The organism is Pseudomonas sp. DCB_AW, assembly GCF_026240895.1.
Lineage (GTDB): Bacteria > Pseudomonadota > Gammaproteobacteria > Pseudomonadales > Pseudomonadaceae > Aquipseudomonas > Aquipseudomonas kermanshahensis.
Genome location: NZ_JAPFCE010000088.1, coordinates 1 through 18,635 on the forward strand (window position 1 = coordinate 1; position 18,635 = coordinate 18,635).

General features: G+C 66.6%; 2 protein-coding genes. Both read right to left on the reverse strand.

Going from position 1 to position 18,635, the window contains the following annotated elements:
* Window positions 1-8,185, reverse strand: an 8,185-nt coding sequence (locus tag OO306_RS25670) for a non-ribosomal peptide synthetase (protein ID WP_265970209.1), incomplete at its 3' end; no start/stop codon positions are given.
* Window positions 8,182-18,635, reverse strand: a 10,454-nt coding sequence (locus tag OO306_RS25675; protein ID WP_265970210.1) for a non-ribosomal peptide synthetase, incomplete at its 5' end; no start/stop codon positions are given. The genes OO306_RS25670 and OO306_RS25675, both read right to left, overlap by 4 nt.

The following is an 18,635-nucleotide window of genomic DNA, read 5'->3' on the forward strand; positions in this document are numbered from 1 at the left end:
TGTCACTCAGCATATGTCGCACGCGCTCCGCTGGGTAATCGGGGTCAACCGGCACATACGCGCCGCCTGCCTTAAGAATGGCCAGCAAGCCAACCACCATCGACAGCCCACGTTCGACGCAGATCGCCACCCGATCATCAGGTTTAACACCCAGTTCAATCAGGTGATGCGCTAATCGGTTGGCCTGCTCATTCAGCTGGCAATAGCTCAGTACCCCTTCTTCGGCTTTAACCGCGACCGCATCCGGCGTACGCAACACCTGCGCCTCGATCATCCCATGCAGGGTCTGCTCGTGGTCATAGCCCACCGCCGTGTCGTTAAAGCCCTGCAACAACCGCTTGCGCTCATCGGCATCCGGCAACCCGACATGGCCCGGAATGGCCCGATCGCTCTCCACGAAGGCCCACAGCAGTTGTTGGAAATACCCCGCATAACGCGCGATGGTCGCCCGCTCGAACAGGGCTGTGGCAAACACGATACCGCCGGCAAAACCTTCGGCGCGCTCACCCAGGCTCAGGCTCAGGTCGAACTTGGCAATGCACGCAGGCCCACTCACTGCGCTCACCGACAGGTCGGCCAGTTGCAGCGCCTGGTGCTCCGGGCTGGCGTCCCAGTCCAGGGTGGCCTGGTACAGCGGCGTATGCGCAAGGCTTCGGCGCGGACGCAGCAACTCGACCACCTGCTCGAACGGCAAGTCCTGATGCGCCTGCCCGCCCAGCACCACGGCCTTTACCCGGGCCAGCAAGGTCGCCACATCCGGTGCCCCCGAGGTGTCCACGCGCAACGCCATGGCATTGACGAACATGCCGACCAGGCCATCCACTTCAGCCTGCCTGCGGTTGGCTACCGGCGAGCCGATCACCACTTCATCCTGGCCGGCAAGCCGGCTCAACAACACTGCCCAAGCCGCCATGAACAGCATGTAAGGCGTTACGCCATGGCGCCGGCACACGGCTTTGAGCTCGGCACTCAGGCGCGGGTCCAGGCTCAGCGCGACGCTGTCACCGGCATACTGCTGACGCTCCGGCCGTGGATGGTCCCAGGGCAAGCTGAGCAGCGCCGGTGCCCCGGCCAGCTGGCCAACCCAGTAATCGGCCTGCTGGCGCAGTGCATCGCCGCTGAGCCAGCGCCGCTGCCACAAGGCATAGTCGATGTACTGCACGGGCAAGGCCGGCAAGGGGTTGTCGCCACCGCAACTGAAGGCTTGGTACAACTCGCCAAGCTCGCGCACCAACACCCCCAGCGACCAACCGTCGGCCACCAGGTGGTGCAAGGTCAGCAGTAGCAGGTGGTGGTCCTCGGCCAGCTGCAGCAGGCGCCCACGCACCGGCAGGTCGCGGCTAAGCACGAAGGGTTGGCTCGCCTCCTGGCGGATCAGCGCCGCAATAGCGGCTTCATCCAGGCCCTGGCAAAGGTCCCGGCCAAACTGGAAGCCTTCGCTGCCGGTTGCCAGCACCACCTGCGGCTCGCCTTCCTGTTCGACAAAATGGCTGCGCAAGCTTTCATGGCGCTCGACCAGGCGCCTTAACGCGCGCTCCAGCGCCCCAGAGTCCAAACGGCCCTCCAGGCGCAGGGCCAGGGGAATGTGATAGGCCGCGCTGGCCTCCTCCATCTGCGCCAAAAACCACAGCCGCTGTTGGGCGAACGAAAGCGGTAAAGCACCGTCACGCGGGCCCGGCTGGATGGCCGGCAAGGTGTCGCCGTCACGCGCAAGGCAGGCGGCCACCGCTGCCAGGCTGTCATCGGCAAACAGGTCGCCCAATGCCAGCTCCAGCCCCAGGCGTTGGCGAACTTGGGCCAGCATGCGCATCGCCAGCAGTGAATGGCCGCCCAATTCGAAGAAGCGGTCGTGACGCCCGACGCGTTCCAGGTGCAGCAGTTCGCCCCACAACGTGGCCAGCGCCTGCTCGCGCTCGCCTTCCGGTGCTTCGTACACTGTCACCGCCAGGTCCTGGGGAGCCGGCGCCGGCAAGGCCTGGCGATCAACTTTGCCATTGTTGTTCAGCGGCATCCGCGGCAATGCCACAAATGCGGTAGGCACCATGTAATCCGGCAAGCGCCCGCGCAGGAAGGCTCGCAGGTCAGCGGCCTCCACTGGGGCCTCGTGCCGGGTAAACCAGGCCACCAGCCGCAGTGGGCCCTGCTCGTTCGGCACAGCCATCACCACGACTTCACCGACACCCGGTGCCAGTGCCAACTGCTGCTCGATTTCGCCCAGCTCGATCCGGTAACCGCGAATCTTGACCTGGTCGTCATTGCGCCCCAGGCACTCCAGTTGGCCGTCGGCCTGCCAGCGCACCAGGTCGCCGGTGCGGTACAGCCGAGCGCCCGGCTGCGGGCTGAACGGGTCATCGATAAACCGCTGCGCCGTCAATTCTGGGCGGTTCAGGTAACCCAGGGCCACGCCGTCGCCGCCGATATACAGTTCACCGACCACGCCCTGCGGCACGGGCTGTTGCCAGGCGTCCAGCACATACACCTGGGTATTGCCGATCGGCCGGCCAATCGGCACTTGGGCTGCATCGGGCGCCAATTCACGCACTTCGCAGGTAACCGCGAACGTGGTGGTTTCGGTGGGCCCGTAGCCATTGAGCAGGCGCAGCCCAGGTGCTTTGTGCAGCAGCGTGCGGAAGGCCGCGGGTTCGGCACGCTCACCGCCGCTGATCAGCACACGCAGCGCGGCCAGGGCCTCGGGGATCAACTGCACGTACTGGTTGAACAACGCCGTGGTCAAGAACAGAACGGTGATGCCCTGCTCCGCCAGCGCCTTCGCGAAAAGCGCTGGGTCGACCAGCGTGCGGTGGTCGATCACCCGCACCTGCCCGCCATTGAGCAATGCGCCCCACACCTCCAGGGTGCTGGCATCGAACGCCGGGTTGGAAGCGAAAGCGATGCGGTCGCTGGCCAGCAACCCGGCATACCGCTCGTTCAGCACCAACCGCGCAATACCCCGGTGCGGCACGCACACGCCCTTGGGCCTGCCTGTGGTGCCAGAGGTGTACATCACATAGGCCGCACTGCCAGCGTCCTGGGCCACCCCAGGGTTGTGGCCAGGCTGGTCATCGAGGACCAGTTGGTCCAGGTCGACCCGCGGCACCGCATACTCAACCGGTGTGCCAGCAAGCGTCAGCAGCGCGGTGGCCTGGCAATCCTCGACCATGAAGGCCTGGCGCTCGGTCGGGGCATGAATGTCGAGCGGCACATAGACCGCGCCACACTTGAGCACAGCCAGTTGCGCGACCAGCAGGTGCAACGAGCGCGGCAGCAGCACGGCCACATAGGCACCCGGTGCCACACCTGCGCCCATCAGGTAATGGGCCAGGCGGTTGGCGCGTTCGTTGAGTGCCCCGTAGCACAGCGCCTGGTCGCCCTGCACTGCCGCCACGGCCAGGGGATGGCGCGCCACGCGCTGCTCAAACAGCTGCTGCACGGCCTGGTCACGGGGGTAATCGCGTTGCGTGGCATTGAAACTGTGCAGCAGGGTCTGGCGCTCGGCGTCGCCAAGCAACGGCACCTGTGCCAGCGGCTGTTGATCATCGCCGATCATGGCCCAGAGCAAGGTCTCGAAGTAGCCAACAAAGCGCCGCACGGTTGTTTCGTCGAACAGCGAGGTGGCGTAGTCCAGGCTGCCGGCCAGCGTGTCGCCGAACTCGCCGAGGTTCAGCGTCAGGTCGAACTTGGCGACCTGGCCAGCCTGGGCCACGGCCTCCAACTGCAGGCCCGGCAGTTGCAAGGCGACACCTTCGATCGCCTGCCAGTTGAGCGTGGCCTGGAACAAGGGGGTGTGGCCGAGGCTGCGCACTGGGCGGACGATTTCCACCACCTGCTCGAATGGCAGGTCTTGGTGCGCCTGAGCCTCCAGCACGCGTGTACGGACCTGCTCCAGCAGGGTTTGCGCCGTCGGTGCGGCAGCCGTGTCGATGCGCACGGCCAGGGTATTGACGAACAGGCCCACCAGCGGCTCCAGCTCGGCACGGCCGCGGCCCGCCACAGGGCAACCGATGACGATTTCGCCCTGACCGGACAGCCGCGTCAACACGGCGGCCCAGGCACTGAGCACAGCCATGTACAGGGTTACCCCGTGGCGCTGGGCCAGGCTGCGCAGGCCAGCCGCCAGGCGGGGCTGCAACTGCAGTGGCAGGCTTGCGCCGGCAAAGTCCTGGCGTTCGGGGCGTGGGCGATCACTGGGCAGCTTGAGCAGGCTGGGTGCACCGCCCAGGGCCTGGCGCCAGTAATCGGCCTGGCGCTGCAACTGGGCGCCGGCCAACCAGCGGCGCTGCCACACGGCATAGTCGCCGTACTGGATGTCCAGGGCCGGCAGCGGATTATCCTGGCCCTGGCAGCAGGCCGTATACAGCGCGCTCAGTTCGCGGGTCAGCACGCCCAGCGACCAGCCATCGGCAACGATGTGGTGCACGGTCAGCGCTAGCACGTGATGCTCTGCGCTCAAACGCAGCAAACGCGCACGCAGCAGTGGCCCGTGGGCCAGGTCGAAAGGCGCGCTGGCCACTTCATGCAAGCGGGCCGGCAGCGCCTCGACGCTCAGGTCTTCACGCTGGAACCAATCGGCACCCGCAGTGGTAGCCAGCACCACCTCGGCACTGTCATCGCGTGGTACGAAGCGGCTGCGCAAGGTCTCGTGGCGCTCGATGATGCCCAGCAAGGCCGCTTCCAGCGCATCGGCATCCAGTGCCCCGCGCAGACCCAGGGCCAGCGGCACATTGTAAGCCTGGTTGCCGCCTTCCATTTGCGCCAGGAACCACAGCCGCTGCTGGGCGAACGACATCGGCAGCGGCGCATCGCGCGGCACCGGGCGTATCGCTGGCAGCTCACTGCGCCCGGCATGGGCCAGTACCTCGGCCACCGCGGCCAGCTCGGGGTTGGCGAACAGGTCGGCCAGGCTCAGTTCGACACCCAGGCGCAGGCGCACCTGGGAGACCATGCGCATCGCCAGCAGTGAATGCCCGCCCAAGCTGAAAAAATGGTCGCGACGGCCGACTCGCTCAACGTGCAGCAACTCGGCCCATAGTGTTGCCAGCGCCTGCTCCAACGCCCCTTCGGGGGCCTCGTAGCCCTGCTCGAACAGCGCCGAGCGCTCCGGGCGTGGCAATGCGCGGCGGTCGAGTTTGCCGTTGGCCGTCAGCGGCAACGCCGGCAGCTCGACATAGGCCACCGGCACCATGTATTCCGGCAGGTGCGCCTGCAATTGGCTGCGTAGGCCTTCTGGGGTGAGCGGTTCGACACCTGCCTGGGCGGTGAAGTAGGCCACCAGGCGCGGCTGGCCGGGCTGGTCCTCACGGGCCAGTACCACGGCTTCATCGATGCCAGCCAGGGCGTTCAGCCGGCTTTCGATCTCGCCCAGTTCGATGCGCACGCCGCGGATCTTGACCTGGTCGTCGTTGCGCCCCAGGTAGTCCAGGGTGCCGTCCGCCAGCCAGCGCACCAGGTCGCCTGTGCGGTACATGCGCCCACGGGCGAAGAAGGGGTCGTCGAGGAAGCGCTCGGCGGTGAGCGCCGGGCGGTTCAGGTAGCCCCGGGCAACCCCGGCGCCACCAATGTACAGCTCACCTGGCACACCCAGCGCGACAGGCTGCAGGTGTGGGTCGAGTACGTACAGACGGGCGTTATCGACCGGCCGACCGATGTGCAGCGCCCCGCCCGCTTCCACCACGCCGGAGCTGGCCACCACCGTGGTTTCGGTCGGGCCGTAGTTGTTGACCACGGCAAAGCGCTGGGTGCGGTTGAACTGGCGCAGGCGGTCACCGCCGATCAACAGGGTGCGCAGGGTCGGGTGTTCGAGCTGATGGTTGAAGGCATACTCGGCCACCGGCGTCGGCAAGAAGCTCACGTCCAGGGGCTGCGCCTGCCACCAGGCGAGCATGGCATCCAGGTCGTCGTTGCCCTCTGACGCCGGCGCCAGGTGCAACGTGGCCCCGGCGCACAACGCCGGCCAGACTTCCCAGGCCATGGCGTCGAAACCAAAACCGGCCAGGCTCGAAGTGTGCCGGCCATGGCACAGGTCGAAGGCGCGGCAGTGCCAGTCGACCAGGTTGTTGACGGTCTGGTGCTCGACCATCACGCCCTTGGGCTGCCCGGTGGAACCGGAGGTGTAGATCACATAGGCCAGGTGGCTCGCGCTCAGCCCCGGCACAACCGGGTCGCTCTCGCATACAGGCCAGTGCGGCTGGTCGAGCAGCACCACCGGCACCGCGACAGGCCCCAGGCGCTCACCCAGCGACTGCTGCGTCAGCACCGCTACCGGGCCGCTGTCATTCAGCAGGTAGTGCACGCGCTCATCCGGGTGGGCGGGGTCTACCGGCACGTAACCGGCTCCGGCCTTGAGTACCGCCAACAAGCCTACCAGCGTCTGAAGGCTGCGCCGCGCCACCACGGCGACGCGGTCGTCAGGCCGCACGCCCAGGTTGATCAGGTGCTGCGCCAGGGCATTGGCCTGGCGGTTGAGCTCGGCGTAACTCAAGCGCGCGCCGTCACAGGTGGCGGCGACGGCGTCAGGGTGCAGTTCGGCGCGGTGTGCAATGCGCTGGTGCAGGGTCAGTTGCCGCTCATACGGGGCCGGATAATCGTTGAACGCTTCCAGCAGCTCCGTGCGCTCGCTGTCGGGGAGCATGGCCAGCGCCAGGACCGACGACTGCGGTGCCTGCACCAGGCTTTCAAGGGTCTGCTGCAGGTAAGCACAGACGCGCTGCGCCGGCACTTCGGCGCTGGCCAGCAAGGTCAGGCGGAACGCTTCGCCCAAGTCGTCGACGCTGAGCGTCAAGGGATAGTTGGTGGCCTCGGCAGACTCGACGATGTCGATGCCGGCCAGGGCTGCGCGGCGTGGCTGAGTGCTGTCCACTGCGCTGTGGCGGTAGTTGAGCAAGGCATTGAACAGCGGCGCCGGCGCCGCCACACCGCTGCACCGCTGGGCCAGGGCCAGTGGCGCGTGTTCATGGCGCATCAATGCGCTCAGCCGTTGGTGGGTGGCGCGGATCGCCGTCGGCAAGTCAGCACTGTCCAGGTCAACGCGTACCGGCAGGGTATTGATGAAAATCCCCAGCGCCCGATCGGTGGCTTCGGCGCCCTGCAAGCGCCCCATCAGCACTGTGCCGAACACCACCTGTTCGCGCCCCGTCAGCCCGCCCAGCACGCGGCCCCAGGCCAGGTGGAAGAGGCTGGCGACGCTCACGCCCAGGCTACGCGCCTGGCTGCGTAGCTGCTGGCACAGCGCAAGTGGCAGGTCGAGCGCGTGCTCGTTGTGCACCTCGCCCACGCCTTGCACATCCTGGATGCCGTAGGCCAGGGTCGACGCGTCGATCCCCCCCAGCATGTCGCGGAAAAACGCCTCGTGTTCGGCCTCGCTGATACCCAGCACGGCTTGTGCCACATAATTGCGAAATGGCACCGGGGTGCCCAGCCGATCACCCTCGCCGGCCAGAAACGCGATCAGTTCGTGACGCACCACTTCCAAGGCACTGTGGTCCATGGCGATATGGTGGAACTGCAGGGTGGCGGTCAGTGCGCCATCGGCTTGCTCGGCCTCACGCAGCAGGCGGATTAGCGGTGCCTGGGTCAGGTCGAGCCTGCCGCGCATGGGGTCGTTGTCGGGTAACGTCGCCACCTGCAGGTCAGCGCGGCGCCAGACCACCTGCACCGGCGTTTCCAGCCCTTCCCAGTGCACCGAGGTACGCAAGATGTCGTGGCGGGCAATTACACCACGCAGCGCATCGGCAAACGCCTGCAAGCGGGCTTCGCTGGCAAACACGAAACGCGCCTGCATCACGTACGGGTCGCTGTCGGTGGCACTGGCGTGGTGGAACAGCATGCCCTGCTGCAGCGGTGCCAGTGGGTAGATGTCTTGCACGTTAGCCGCGCCGCCGGGGATGCAAGCGACGATGCGGTCAAGGGTGCCCTGGTCCAGGTCGATCAGGTTGAGGTGCTGCGGCGTAATGCGCGTGCAACCCGGGCCGATGAGGTTGGACGGCACGTGTACCGCGCCCTGTTTCACGGCCACGTACTCGCCGCGCTCGATCATCGCCACCAGCATTGGCTTGTGTTCACGCAGTTGCGCCACCAACGCGGGGTCGGTCAGGGCCTGGCGGTTACCCTGGACGGCCAGTTGGCCGTCCTTCAACGCCAGTTGCACGTTTTTGGCCGTCAGTGTTGCCAGTAGTTGGTTGATGCTCACAGGACGATCTCCATTCTGTCTGTGATGGCTGCGTAGCCCGCCAAGGTCGGTTGGTCGAACAGGGCGCGCACGTCGGCTTCCAGGCCTTGATCACGCAGGCGCGAGGTGAGGGTCACCGCCAGCAGCGAATGGCCGCCCAGTTCGAAGAAGTTGTCATGCCGCCCTACCCGCTCAACGCCCAGCAGCTCGACCCAGATCGCAGCCAGCAGGGTTTCGGTTTCGCCTTCTGGGGCTTCGTACACGCGGCTTTGCAGGGCGTCGGTATCCGGCAGTGGCAAAGCCTTGCGGTCGAGTTTGCCGTTGGGGCTCAGGGGCAGTGCGTCCAGGTGCAGGAACAGCGCGGGCACCATGAACTCCGGCAGGTGGGCCAGCAATGCCGTGCGCAGAACGTCTGTGGCCTGCTGCTCACCGGTGTAATACGCCACCAGACGCTGGTCGCGGGCGACAACAACTGCCTCCTTCACGCCTTCGATGGCCGTCAGGCCAGCCTGGATTTCACCCAGCTCGATGCGCAGGCCGCGCAGCTTCACCTGGTCATCGTTACGGCCCAGGTATTCGATGTTGCCATCGGCCAGGTGCCGCGCCAGGTCGCCGGTGCGGTACAGGCGTGCAACAGGGCGGGTGCTGAACGGGTCGTCGATGAAGCGTTCAGCGGTCAGTTCGATGCGGTTGAGGTAGCCTCGGGCGACTTGCACGCCGCCGATGAACAGTTCGCCGGCCACGCCTTGCGGTACGGGTTGCCCCAGCGTATCGAGTACGTACAGCGTGGTGTTGGCAATCGGTTTGCCGATGGGGGTGTTGTCTGGTGCCGTCACGCAGTGCCAGGCACTCACGTCCACCGCAGCTTCAGTCGGGCCGTACAGGTTGTGCAGTTCGACGGTTGGCAATTGCGCGTGGAAGCGTCGAACCAGGCTGCCTGGCAAGGCTTCGCCGCTGCACAGGACGCGCTTCAACGAAGCCGCCGAGACGTCACCATGGGCCAGGAATACATCCAGCATCGAAGGCACGAAGTGCAAGGTGGTGACGTTTTCGCTGCGGATCACCTGACGCAGGTACTCCGGATCGCGATGGCCGCCGGGACGCGCCATGACCAGGCGCGCGCCGGTTTGCAGGGGCCAGAGGAATTCCCATACCGACACGTCGAAGCTGAACGGGGTCTTCTGCAAGACCACGTCTTCAGCGCCGAGGTAATAGGCGTCTTGCATCCACAACAGGCGGTTGACCACGCCGGCATGCTCGTTCATCACACCCTTCGGCAAGCCGGTGGAGCCTGAGGTGTAGATCACGTAAGCAAGGTGACGCGGGGTCAAGTCGGTGACAACTGGGTTGCTGGACGGCTGGGCGTTCCAGGTCGGCTGATCCAGGTCGATAACCTCGGCCGAATCCGGTACATGACGGGTAGCACTGTGCACCAGCACCGCCACCGGCGCGCTGTCGCTCAGCATATGTCGCACGCGCTCCGCTGGGTAATCGGGGTCAACCGGCACATACGCGCCGCCTGCCTTGAGGATGGCCAGCAAGCCAACCACCATCGACAGCCCGCGTTCAACGCAGATCGCTACCCGATCATCAGGTTTTACACCGAGTTCAATCAGGTGATGCGCAAGGCGGTTGGCCTGCTCATTCAGCTGGCGATAGCTCAGTATGCCTTCTTCGGCTTTTACCGCGACCGCATCCGGCGTACGCAACACCTGCGCCTCGATCATCCCATGCAAGGTCTGCTCAAGGTCATAATCCACCGCCGTGTCGTTGAAGCCCAGCAGCACACGCTCACGCTCCTGCGCTTCCAGCACCGGCAAGCGCTGCACCGGCAGTTCCGGCGTCTGCTCCAGCGCCTCGACCATGGCCTCCAACACCTGGTTCATCTGCCCGCAGATACGCGCCGCGCCTACGTCGGCCGGGGTCATGGCAACCAGGCGGAAGCCCTCCCCCAGGTCATCCACGTTCAACCCCAGCGGGTAGTTGCTGCGCTCCTGGCTTTCCAGGTTGTCGATACCTTGTGTCGCCTGCCGCTGGCTGTCAGTGACCTGCGTGCTGTGCCGGTAGTTGAGCATGGCGCTGAACAACGGCAAGGGCGCAGCCACGCCACTGCAGCGCTGGGCCAAGGCCAGCGATGCATGCTCGTGGGCCAGCAAGGCACTGAGGCGCTGATGGGTAGCACGGGCCCCTTCACGCAGGCTGATACCGCCCAGGTCGACCCGCAGCGGCAAGGTGTTGATGAACATGCCCAGCGCCCGCTCGGCGCCTTCACCGCCTTGCAGGCGGCCCAGCAGTACGGTGCCGAACACCACGCTGTCCTGGCCACTGGCGGCCGCCAGCAGGCGCGCCCAGGCCAGGTGGAACAGGCTGGCGACGCTGATACCCAATTGCCGGCCTTGTTGGCGGAGCCGTTGTGCCAAGTCGTCACGCAGCCACAGCTGGGCCTCCTCGATGTCACGGCCGTCACCCTGCACATCGCTAAGGCCAAACGGCAGCGTTGGCGCGTCGATATCCGCCAGTTGCCCGCGGAAGAACGCTTCATGCTCGGCCTGGCTGATACCCAGCCGCGCCTGGGCCACGTAGTTGCGGTACGGCACCGGTGCCTGGGCCGGCTCGGCCGCACCCTGCAGATAACCGATCAGCTCCTCGCCGACCACTTCCATGGCCGTGTGGTCGAGCACGATGTGGTGGAACTGCAAGGTGGCTTCGATGCGGGCCGCGCCCGGCTGCTGCGTGTACAGCAGACGGATCAGCGGTGCCTTGCTCAGGTCAAGCATTGCCTCGCTGTCGCGACCACGCGCCATGACCGACAACGGTGCCTGCCGCCAGACCACCTGCACCGGCTGCGGCAGGCCTTCCCAGAGCACCGCTGTGCGCAGCACGTCGTGGCGGGCGATGACCTTGTCCAATGCTGCCGCGAAGTTGTTCAAGTGTTCGCGGCTGGCGAACCCGAAGCGCGACTGCAGCACATAAGGGTCGTGCCCCTGCGCGCTGAGGTGGTGGTACAGGATGCCCTCCTGCAAGGGTGCCAGCGGGTAGATGTCCTGCACATTGCGGGCACCGCCGGGTACCTGGGCAACGATACGGTCGATGGCCGCCTGCTCCAGCGCCACCAGCGGCAGCATGCCGGGGGTGATGTGCGGGCAGCCGGCCGGGATCAGGTTGTCCGGCACCTGCACCTGTTGCACCTGGCCCAGGGTCGTCGCCAGTGCCGCCACCGTCGGCTGGCCAAACAGCGTACGCACATCCACCTGCACGCCCTCGCGGCGCAAGCGCGCGGTCAGGTTCACCGCCAGCAACGAATGGCCACCCAGCTCGAAGAAGTTATCGTGCCGGCCCACTCGCTCAACGCCTAGCATGTCAGCCCACACCGCCGCCAGGGCAGTTTCCACTTCGCCCTGCGGGGCGACATAGGCCTGGCCTGCAAGCAGCGCCGGATCCGGGTCGGGCAACGCCTTGCGGTCGAGCTTGCCATGGCTGGTCAACGGCAGTGCTGGCAGGCAGGTGAAGGCCAACGGCACCAGGTGTGCGGGCAGGCTTGCCTGCAAAGCCTGGCGCAGTGTGTCCACCGCCACCGGTGTGGTTTCAGTGAACCAGGCCAGCAGCCGCTCGCCACGCACCAGCACCACCGCATCGCCGATACCAGGCTGCGCGGCAAGTACGCTTTCGATTTCGCCAAGCTCCACCCGTACGCCGCGGATCTTCACCTGGTCGTCGTTACGGCCCAGGTAATCCAAGGTGCCGTCAGCGCTCCAGCGCACCAGGTCACCTGTGCGGTACAGCCGCGCATGGGGTTGGGCGGTGAACGGATCGGCAATGAAGCGCTCCTCGGTCAGTGCCGGGCGGTTGAAGTAACCGCGGGCCACCCCGGCGCCGCCAATGTACAACTCGCCCACGGCGCCCACCGGCACCGGCTGGCGGCGCTCGTCGAGCACATACACCTGGGTGTTGGCGATAGGCTTACCGATATGCAGCGCCCCCGCGGGTAGCAGTTGCCCGGACGTGGCCACCACGGTGGCTTCTGTCGGGCCATAGTTGTTGACCAGGGCAAAACCTGGGTCGCGCTCGAACTGGCGCAGGCGATCGCCGCCGACCAGCAGCGTGCGCAAGGTCGGGTGCTGACGCTCGCGGCGCAGCGCCTGTTCGGCCACGGGTGTGGGCAGGAAGCTGACAGCCAGCGGCTGCTCCAGCCACCAGTCGAGCAATTCGTCGACGTGCTCACCGGCGATGCGTGCGGGTGGCACGTGCAGCACGGCCCCCGTGCACAGCGCCGGCCACACCTCCCAGGCCACCGCATCGAAGCCAAAACCGGCAACCGTGCTGGTATGGCTGCCGGCTTTCAAGGCAAAGGCCTCACAGTGCCAGTGCACCAGGTTGGCCAGGGTCGCATGCTCGACCATCACCCCTTTCGGCTGGCCGGTGGAGCCGGAGGTGTAGATCACATACGCCAGTCGGCGATCATCCAGGCCTGCCACGCAGGGGTTGCTGTCGGCTGCGCCCTGCCAGGCATCGCGGTGCAGCTCGACACGCGGGGTGTCCCCCACCAGCGCCAGGGTGGCCGCATCGACCAGCACCAATGCCGGCGTGCTGTCTTCAAGCAGGTAGGCGATGCGTTCGCCTGGGTAGGCCGGGTCGATCGGCACATAGGCCGCACCGGCCTTGAGGATGGCCAGCAGGCCGACCAGGCGCTCCAGGGTGCGCGGCAAGCACAATGCCACCCGGTCGCCGACCTTCACCCCGCGGCTGATCAGGTGATGCGCCAGGCGGTTGGCGCAGCGATTAAGCTCGCCGTAGCTCAGCACCTGGCCATCCTGCACCAGCGCTGCCGCTTGCGGTGCGCGGGCCGCCTGGGCCTCGACCAAGGCGTGCACGGCCTGCCCTTTCGGGTAGTCGCGTGCAGTGGCATTGAACGCTTCCAGCACCTGCTGCCGTGCCACCGGGTCCAGGATCGACAATGCCTCGACCGGCTTGGCCGCAGACTGCGTCAGCGCCTGCAGCAGTTCGACCAGGGCCTGGTTCATCCAGCCAGCGACCCGCTCGGCGCCAATGCCTGCCTGGGCCAGCACACTCAAGGCAAAGCCTTCGCCCAGGTCGTCGACACTGAGGGTCAGCGGGTAGTTGCTACGCTCCTCACCGCCCAGAAGACGAACACCCTGTCTGTGGGTATCGCCGTCGGCAGGCACCCCTGCCGTGCTGTGGCGGTAGTTGAACAAGGCGCTGAACAACGGTGTGGACGCCGCCACGCCACTGCAGCGCTGGGCCAACGCCAGCGAGGCATGCTCTTGCGCCAACAGCGCCGAGAGCCGCTGATGGGTGGCGCGCACCGCCTGCGCCACCGGTGCAGTCAAGTCGATGCGCAGCGGCAAGGTGTTGATGAACACGCCCAACGCCCGGTCGGCCCCTTCACCGCCCTGCAAGCGCCCCATCAGCACGGTGCCAAACACAACATCGGTGCGGTTGGCGAGCACACCCAGCACCCGTGCCCAGGCCAGGTGCGCCAGGCTCGCGGCACTCACGCCAAGCTGCCGAGCCTGTTCGCGCAAGCCGCGCGCCACGCTGGCGTCGATGGCCAGGTGGGCTTCTTCGATAGCGTGGCCGTCACCCTGTACGTCGCTCAGGCCAAACGGCAAGGTCGGGGCATCAAGGTCCCCCAGCATCTCGCGGAAGAACGCTTCATGGCTGGCATCGTCGGCCCCAAGGCGGGCTTGGGCAACATAGGTGCGATAAGGCACTGGCGCCGGCAAGCGTTCGCCCTGGCCTGCCAGCAACACCTGCATCTCGCTGGCGATGACTTCCATGGCGGTATGGTCCAGGGCCAGGTGATGGAATTGCAGAATCGCCACCACGCGCTGGTTGGCCGGGTCATCGGCATGCAGCAGACGCAGCAAGGGTGCCCGCGACAGGTCGAGGCGCTGGTGACGGGCGTCGAAGCGCGCCTGCAAGGCATCGATCACCGACCCGGTAGCCAGGCCTTCGATTGCGCTCACCTGCATCCTCGCTTCCCGCCAGACCACTTGTACTGCGTGTGCAAGCCCTTCGCTGACCACTGCGGTGCGCAGAATGTCGTGCCGGTCGATGACCTGCTGCAAGGCGCCCGCCCAGCGCTGCAAGTGCGCCAGGCTGTCGAAGGCCAGGCGCGACTGCAGCAGGTACGGGTCGCCCTGTGCGGCGCTCAAGTGGTGGTACAGGATGCCCTCCTGCAGCGGGGCCAGCGGGTAGATCTCTTGCACATTGGGAGCGCCACCCGGCACCGTGGCGACGATACGGTCGATACTGGCCTGGTCGAGCTCGATCAGGCTGAGCATGTCCGGGGTGATGTGGCGGGCAGTGTGTGGCACACGGTTGGCGGGCACCTGCACCTCGCGACCGCTGCCCACCGCGGCGGCCAGCGCCGCCAGGGTGGGCTGGGCAAACAGCACACGCACATCGGCACTGAGGCCGGCCTTGCGCATGCGCTCAACCAGGGTCACGGCCAGCAGCGAATGGCCGCCCAGCTCGAAGAAGTGGTCGTGGCGCCCGACCTGCGCGACCTTCAGCAGGTCGGCCCAGATCGCCGCCAGGGTGGTCTCGACCTCACCCTGTGGCGCCTCGAAGTCGCGGCTGAGTACTGCCTCGCTGCCGGGCTGCGGCAAGGCACGGCGGTCGAGCTTGCCGTTGGCGGTCAGCGGCAGTGCATCCAGGTACACGTAGGCCGCTGGCAGCATGTAGTCCGGCAACTGACCTTGCAGCTGTTGGTGCAGTTCGGCAATGCCAAGGGCCGGATTGTTGGCGGTGAAATAGGCCACCAGGCGCTTGTCACCGGGCACGTCCTCACGCACCACCACGGCCGTGTCACGCACACCGGCACACGCGCCCAGGCGCGCTTCGATTTCACCCAGCTCGATGCGGAAGCCTCGCAGCTTGATCTGCTGGTCGGCACGGCCCAGGTAACGCAACGTGCCGTCGGCCTGCCAGCAGGCCAGGTCGCCACTGCGGTACATGCGCGCACCCGGCTCACGGCTGAACGGGTCCTCGAGGAAGCGTTCGGCGGTCAGTGCCGGCTGGCCGAGGTACCCCAAGGCGACGCCAGCGCCGCCGATGTACAGCTCACCGACCGCGCCAACCGGCAACGGCTGCTGACGGGCGTCGAGCACGTAGCAACGGGCATTGCCGATCGGCCTGCCAATCGGGATGCTGCCCTCGCCGACCGTGGCGATGAGGTGGGTGGTGCTGAAGGTGGTGGCTTCAGTCGGGCCATAGCCATTGAGCAGGTGTTGTGGGGCGCCTTCGCGCAACACCCGGCCGACGATGGCCGGGTCCAGCACATCGCCGCCCACCATCAGGTAGCGCAGCTTGGCGAATGCCGGCAGCAGGTCATCGGCAAACTGATGGAACAGGCCGGCAGTCAGCCACAGCACGCTGACGCGCTGCGCCAGCAACACCTCACGCAACGCCTGGCGCGACAGCACCTGGTCCTGGTCGATGACCACCACCGTGCCGCCGTTGAGCAGCGGTGCCCAGACTTCCAAGGTACTGGCGTCGAACGCAGGGTTGGAGGCGAACGCGACACGGTCCTGGAAGGTGAATTCGGCAAAGCCGTTGTTGATCACCAGGCGCACGATGGCCCGGTGCGGCACTTGCACGCCCTTGGGGGTGCCGGTAGAGCCGGAGGTGTACATGATGTAGGCGGCGCTTTCGGCAGCTACCGCCAGGCCCGGCGACTGCTGCGCATACCCGGTGAGGTCGAGGCGGTCCAGCTCGACGCGCAGGGCATTGCCTACCCGCTGTTCGCTGCTGAAGGTGAGCAAGACACGCGCCTGGCTGTCTTCGATCATAAAGGCCTGGCGCTCGGCAGGCGCGTTGCTGTCCAGCGGCACGAACACCGCCGCGCATTTGCTCGCCGCCAGTTGCGCAGCCAGCAACTCGATGCTGCGGGGCAGCAGCAGGGCCACACGATCGCCAGGGCGCACGCCCAGGGCGAGCAGGTGGTGAGCCAGGCGGTTGGCGTGCTGTTCGAGCTGCTCATAGCTCCACTGCCGGCCACCGTGAACCACCGCCGGTGCAGCCGGGCTGAGCGCGGCATAGGTGCCAAACAGGGTGTGCAGCGCATGTTCCCGTGGGTAATCGCGGCGGGTGGCATTGAAGCCTTGCAACACCAGTTCGCGCTCGGCAACTGCCAGCTGGCTCACCTTGTGCAGGGCCGTGGTCGGCGCCTGCGCAAGGGCCTGGGCCAATTGCTCAAGGGCGGTGCTGAGCAGGCGGCAGACCTGCGCGCCATCGACTTCCGGCACCGCTTGCACGGTCAGCACAAAGGCGTCGCCCACGTCGTCGACGTTGACCACCAATGGGTAGTTGCTGCGCTCATGCGCGGCCAGTTGCTCGATACCCTGCCAGGCCTGGCGCAGCTCGGCCTTGGCCGGTGCACTGTGGCGGAAGTTGAGCAGGCTGGTGAACAGCGCCTGAGACACCGGCACTGCGCTGCAACGCTGAGCCAACGCCAGCGAGGCTTGCTCATGGGCCAGCAGGCGGGCCAGCCGCTGGTGGGTCAGGCGTACGCCCTCGGCCACCGCCGTGGCACCCACGCTCACCCGCAGCGGCAAGGTGTTGATGAACATGCCCAGGGCCCGTTCAGCCCCCTCGCCGCCTTGCAGGCGACCGAGCAACACCGTGCCGAACACCACTTCCTCGCGCCCTGACAGTTGCGCCAGCACCTGCCCCCAGGCCTGGTGCACCAGGCTGGCGACGCTGATGCCAAGCAGGCGGGCCTGCTCGCGCAAGCGGCCGGCCAGCGCCGTGTCCAGGGCCAGACGGCTGTCCAATACACGGCTGCCGTCACTGAGCGCATCGCGTAGGCCGAATACCGTGATGGGTTCGTCGATGTCACCCAGCAGCTCGCGGAACAGTGCCTCGTCAGCCTGGGTATCGGCGCCCAGACGTGCCTGCGCCACATAGTTGCGGTAGGGCACGCTGGCCTGCGACAGGGCCTGGCCTTGCAGCACAGCGGTGATCTCGGCCACCAGCTGTTCGACGGCTGCGTGGTCGAGGATGATGTGGTGGATCAGCAGCGTGGCTTCCACGCGCCCCTCGCCGTGGCTAGGGAGCAGGCGGATCAAGGGGGCCTTGTTCAAGTCGAGCGTGGTGCTGCTTTCATCACCGCGCACGGCTGCGCCGACTGCCGGCACAGTGCGCCAGACGACCTGCACGGGCTCCTCAAGGCCCTGCCAGTGGATGCTGGTGCGCAGGATGTCGTGACGGGCGATGACCTGGTAGAGCGCTGCGGCAAAGGCATCGAGCTCGGCTTGCGTCGGGAAGGCAAAGCGTGCCTGCAGCACGTAGGGGTCTGCGCCTTCGCTGGCCAAATGATGGTAGAGGATGCCCTGCTGCAGCGGGGCCAGGCCGTAGACATCCTGGACGTTAGCCACGCCACCGGGGATCTGCGCGACCAGGGTGTCGATGGCCGCCTGGGACAGCTCGGCGAGCGGTAGCATGTCCGGCGTGATGCGTGTGCCCTCTGCCGGAATGCGGTTGGCTGGCACGCTGATGCGGGTTTCACCGCCCACCGCAGCGGCGAGCGCTGCCAAGGTCGGCTGGCCGAACAGTACGCGGATATCGGCATGCAGGCCTTGTTGGCGCAGGCGCGAGGTCAGGGTCACCGCCAGCAGCGAATGGCCGCCCAGTTCGAAGAAGTTGTCATGCCGCCCTACCCGCTCAACGCCCAGCAGCTCAGCCCAGATCGCAGCCAGCAGGGTTTCGGTTTCGCCTTCTGGGGCTTCATACACACGGTTTTGCAGGGCTTCGGTGTCCGGCAGTGGCAAAGCCTTGCGGTCGAGTTTGCCGTTGGGGCTCAGGGGCAGTGCGTCCAGGTGCAGGAACAGCGCGGGCACCATGAAGTCCGGCAGGTGGGCCAGCAATGCCGTGCGCAGAACGTCTGCGGTCTGCTGCTCACCGGTGTAATACGCCACCAGACGCTGATCGCGGGCGACCACGACGGCTTCTTTCACGCCTTCGATGGCCGTCAGGCCAGCCTGGATTTCACCCAGCTCGATGCGCAGGCCGCGCAGCTTCACTTGGTCATCGTTACGGCCCAGGTATTCGATGTTGCCATCGGCCAGGTGCCGCGCCAGGTCGCCGGTGCGGTACAGTCGTGTACCAGGGCGGGTGCTGAACGGGTCGTCGAGGAAGCGTTCGGCGGTCAGTTCGATGCGGTTCAGGTAGCCTCGGGCGACTTGCACGCCGCCGATGAACAGCTCGCCAGCCACGCCTTGCGGTACGGGTTGACCCAACGTATCGAGTACATACAGCGTGGTGTTGGCGATGGGTTTGCCGATGGGGGTGTTGTCTGGTGCGGTCACGCAGTGCCAGGCACTCACGTCCACCGCTGCTTCAGTCGGGCCGTACAGGTTGTGCAGTTCAACGGCTGGCAATTGCGCGTGGAAGCGTCGGACCAGGCTGCCCGGCAAGGCCTCGCCGCTGCACAGGACGCGTTTGAGGC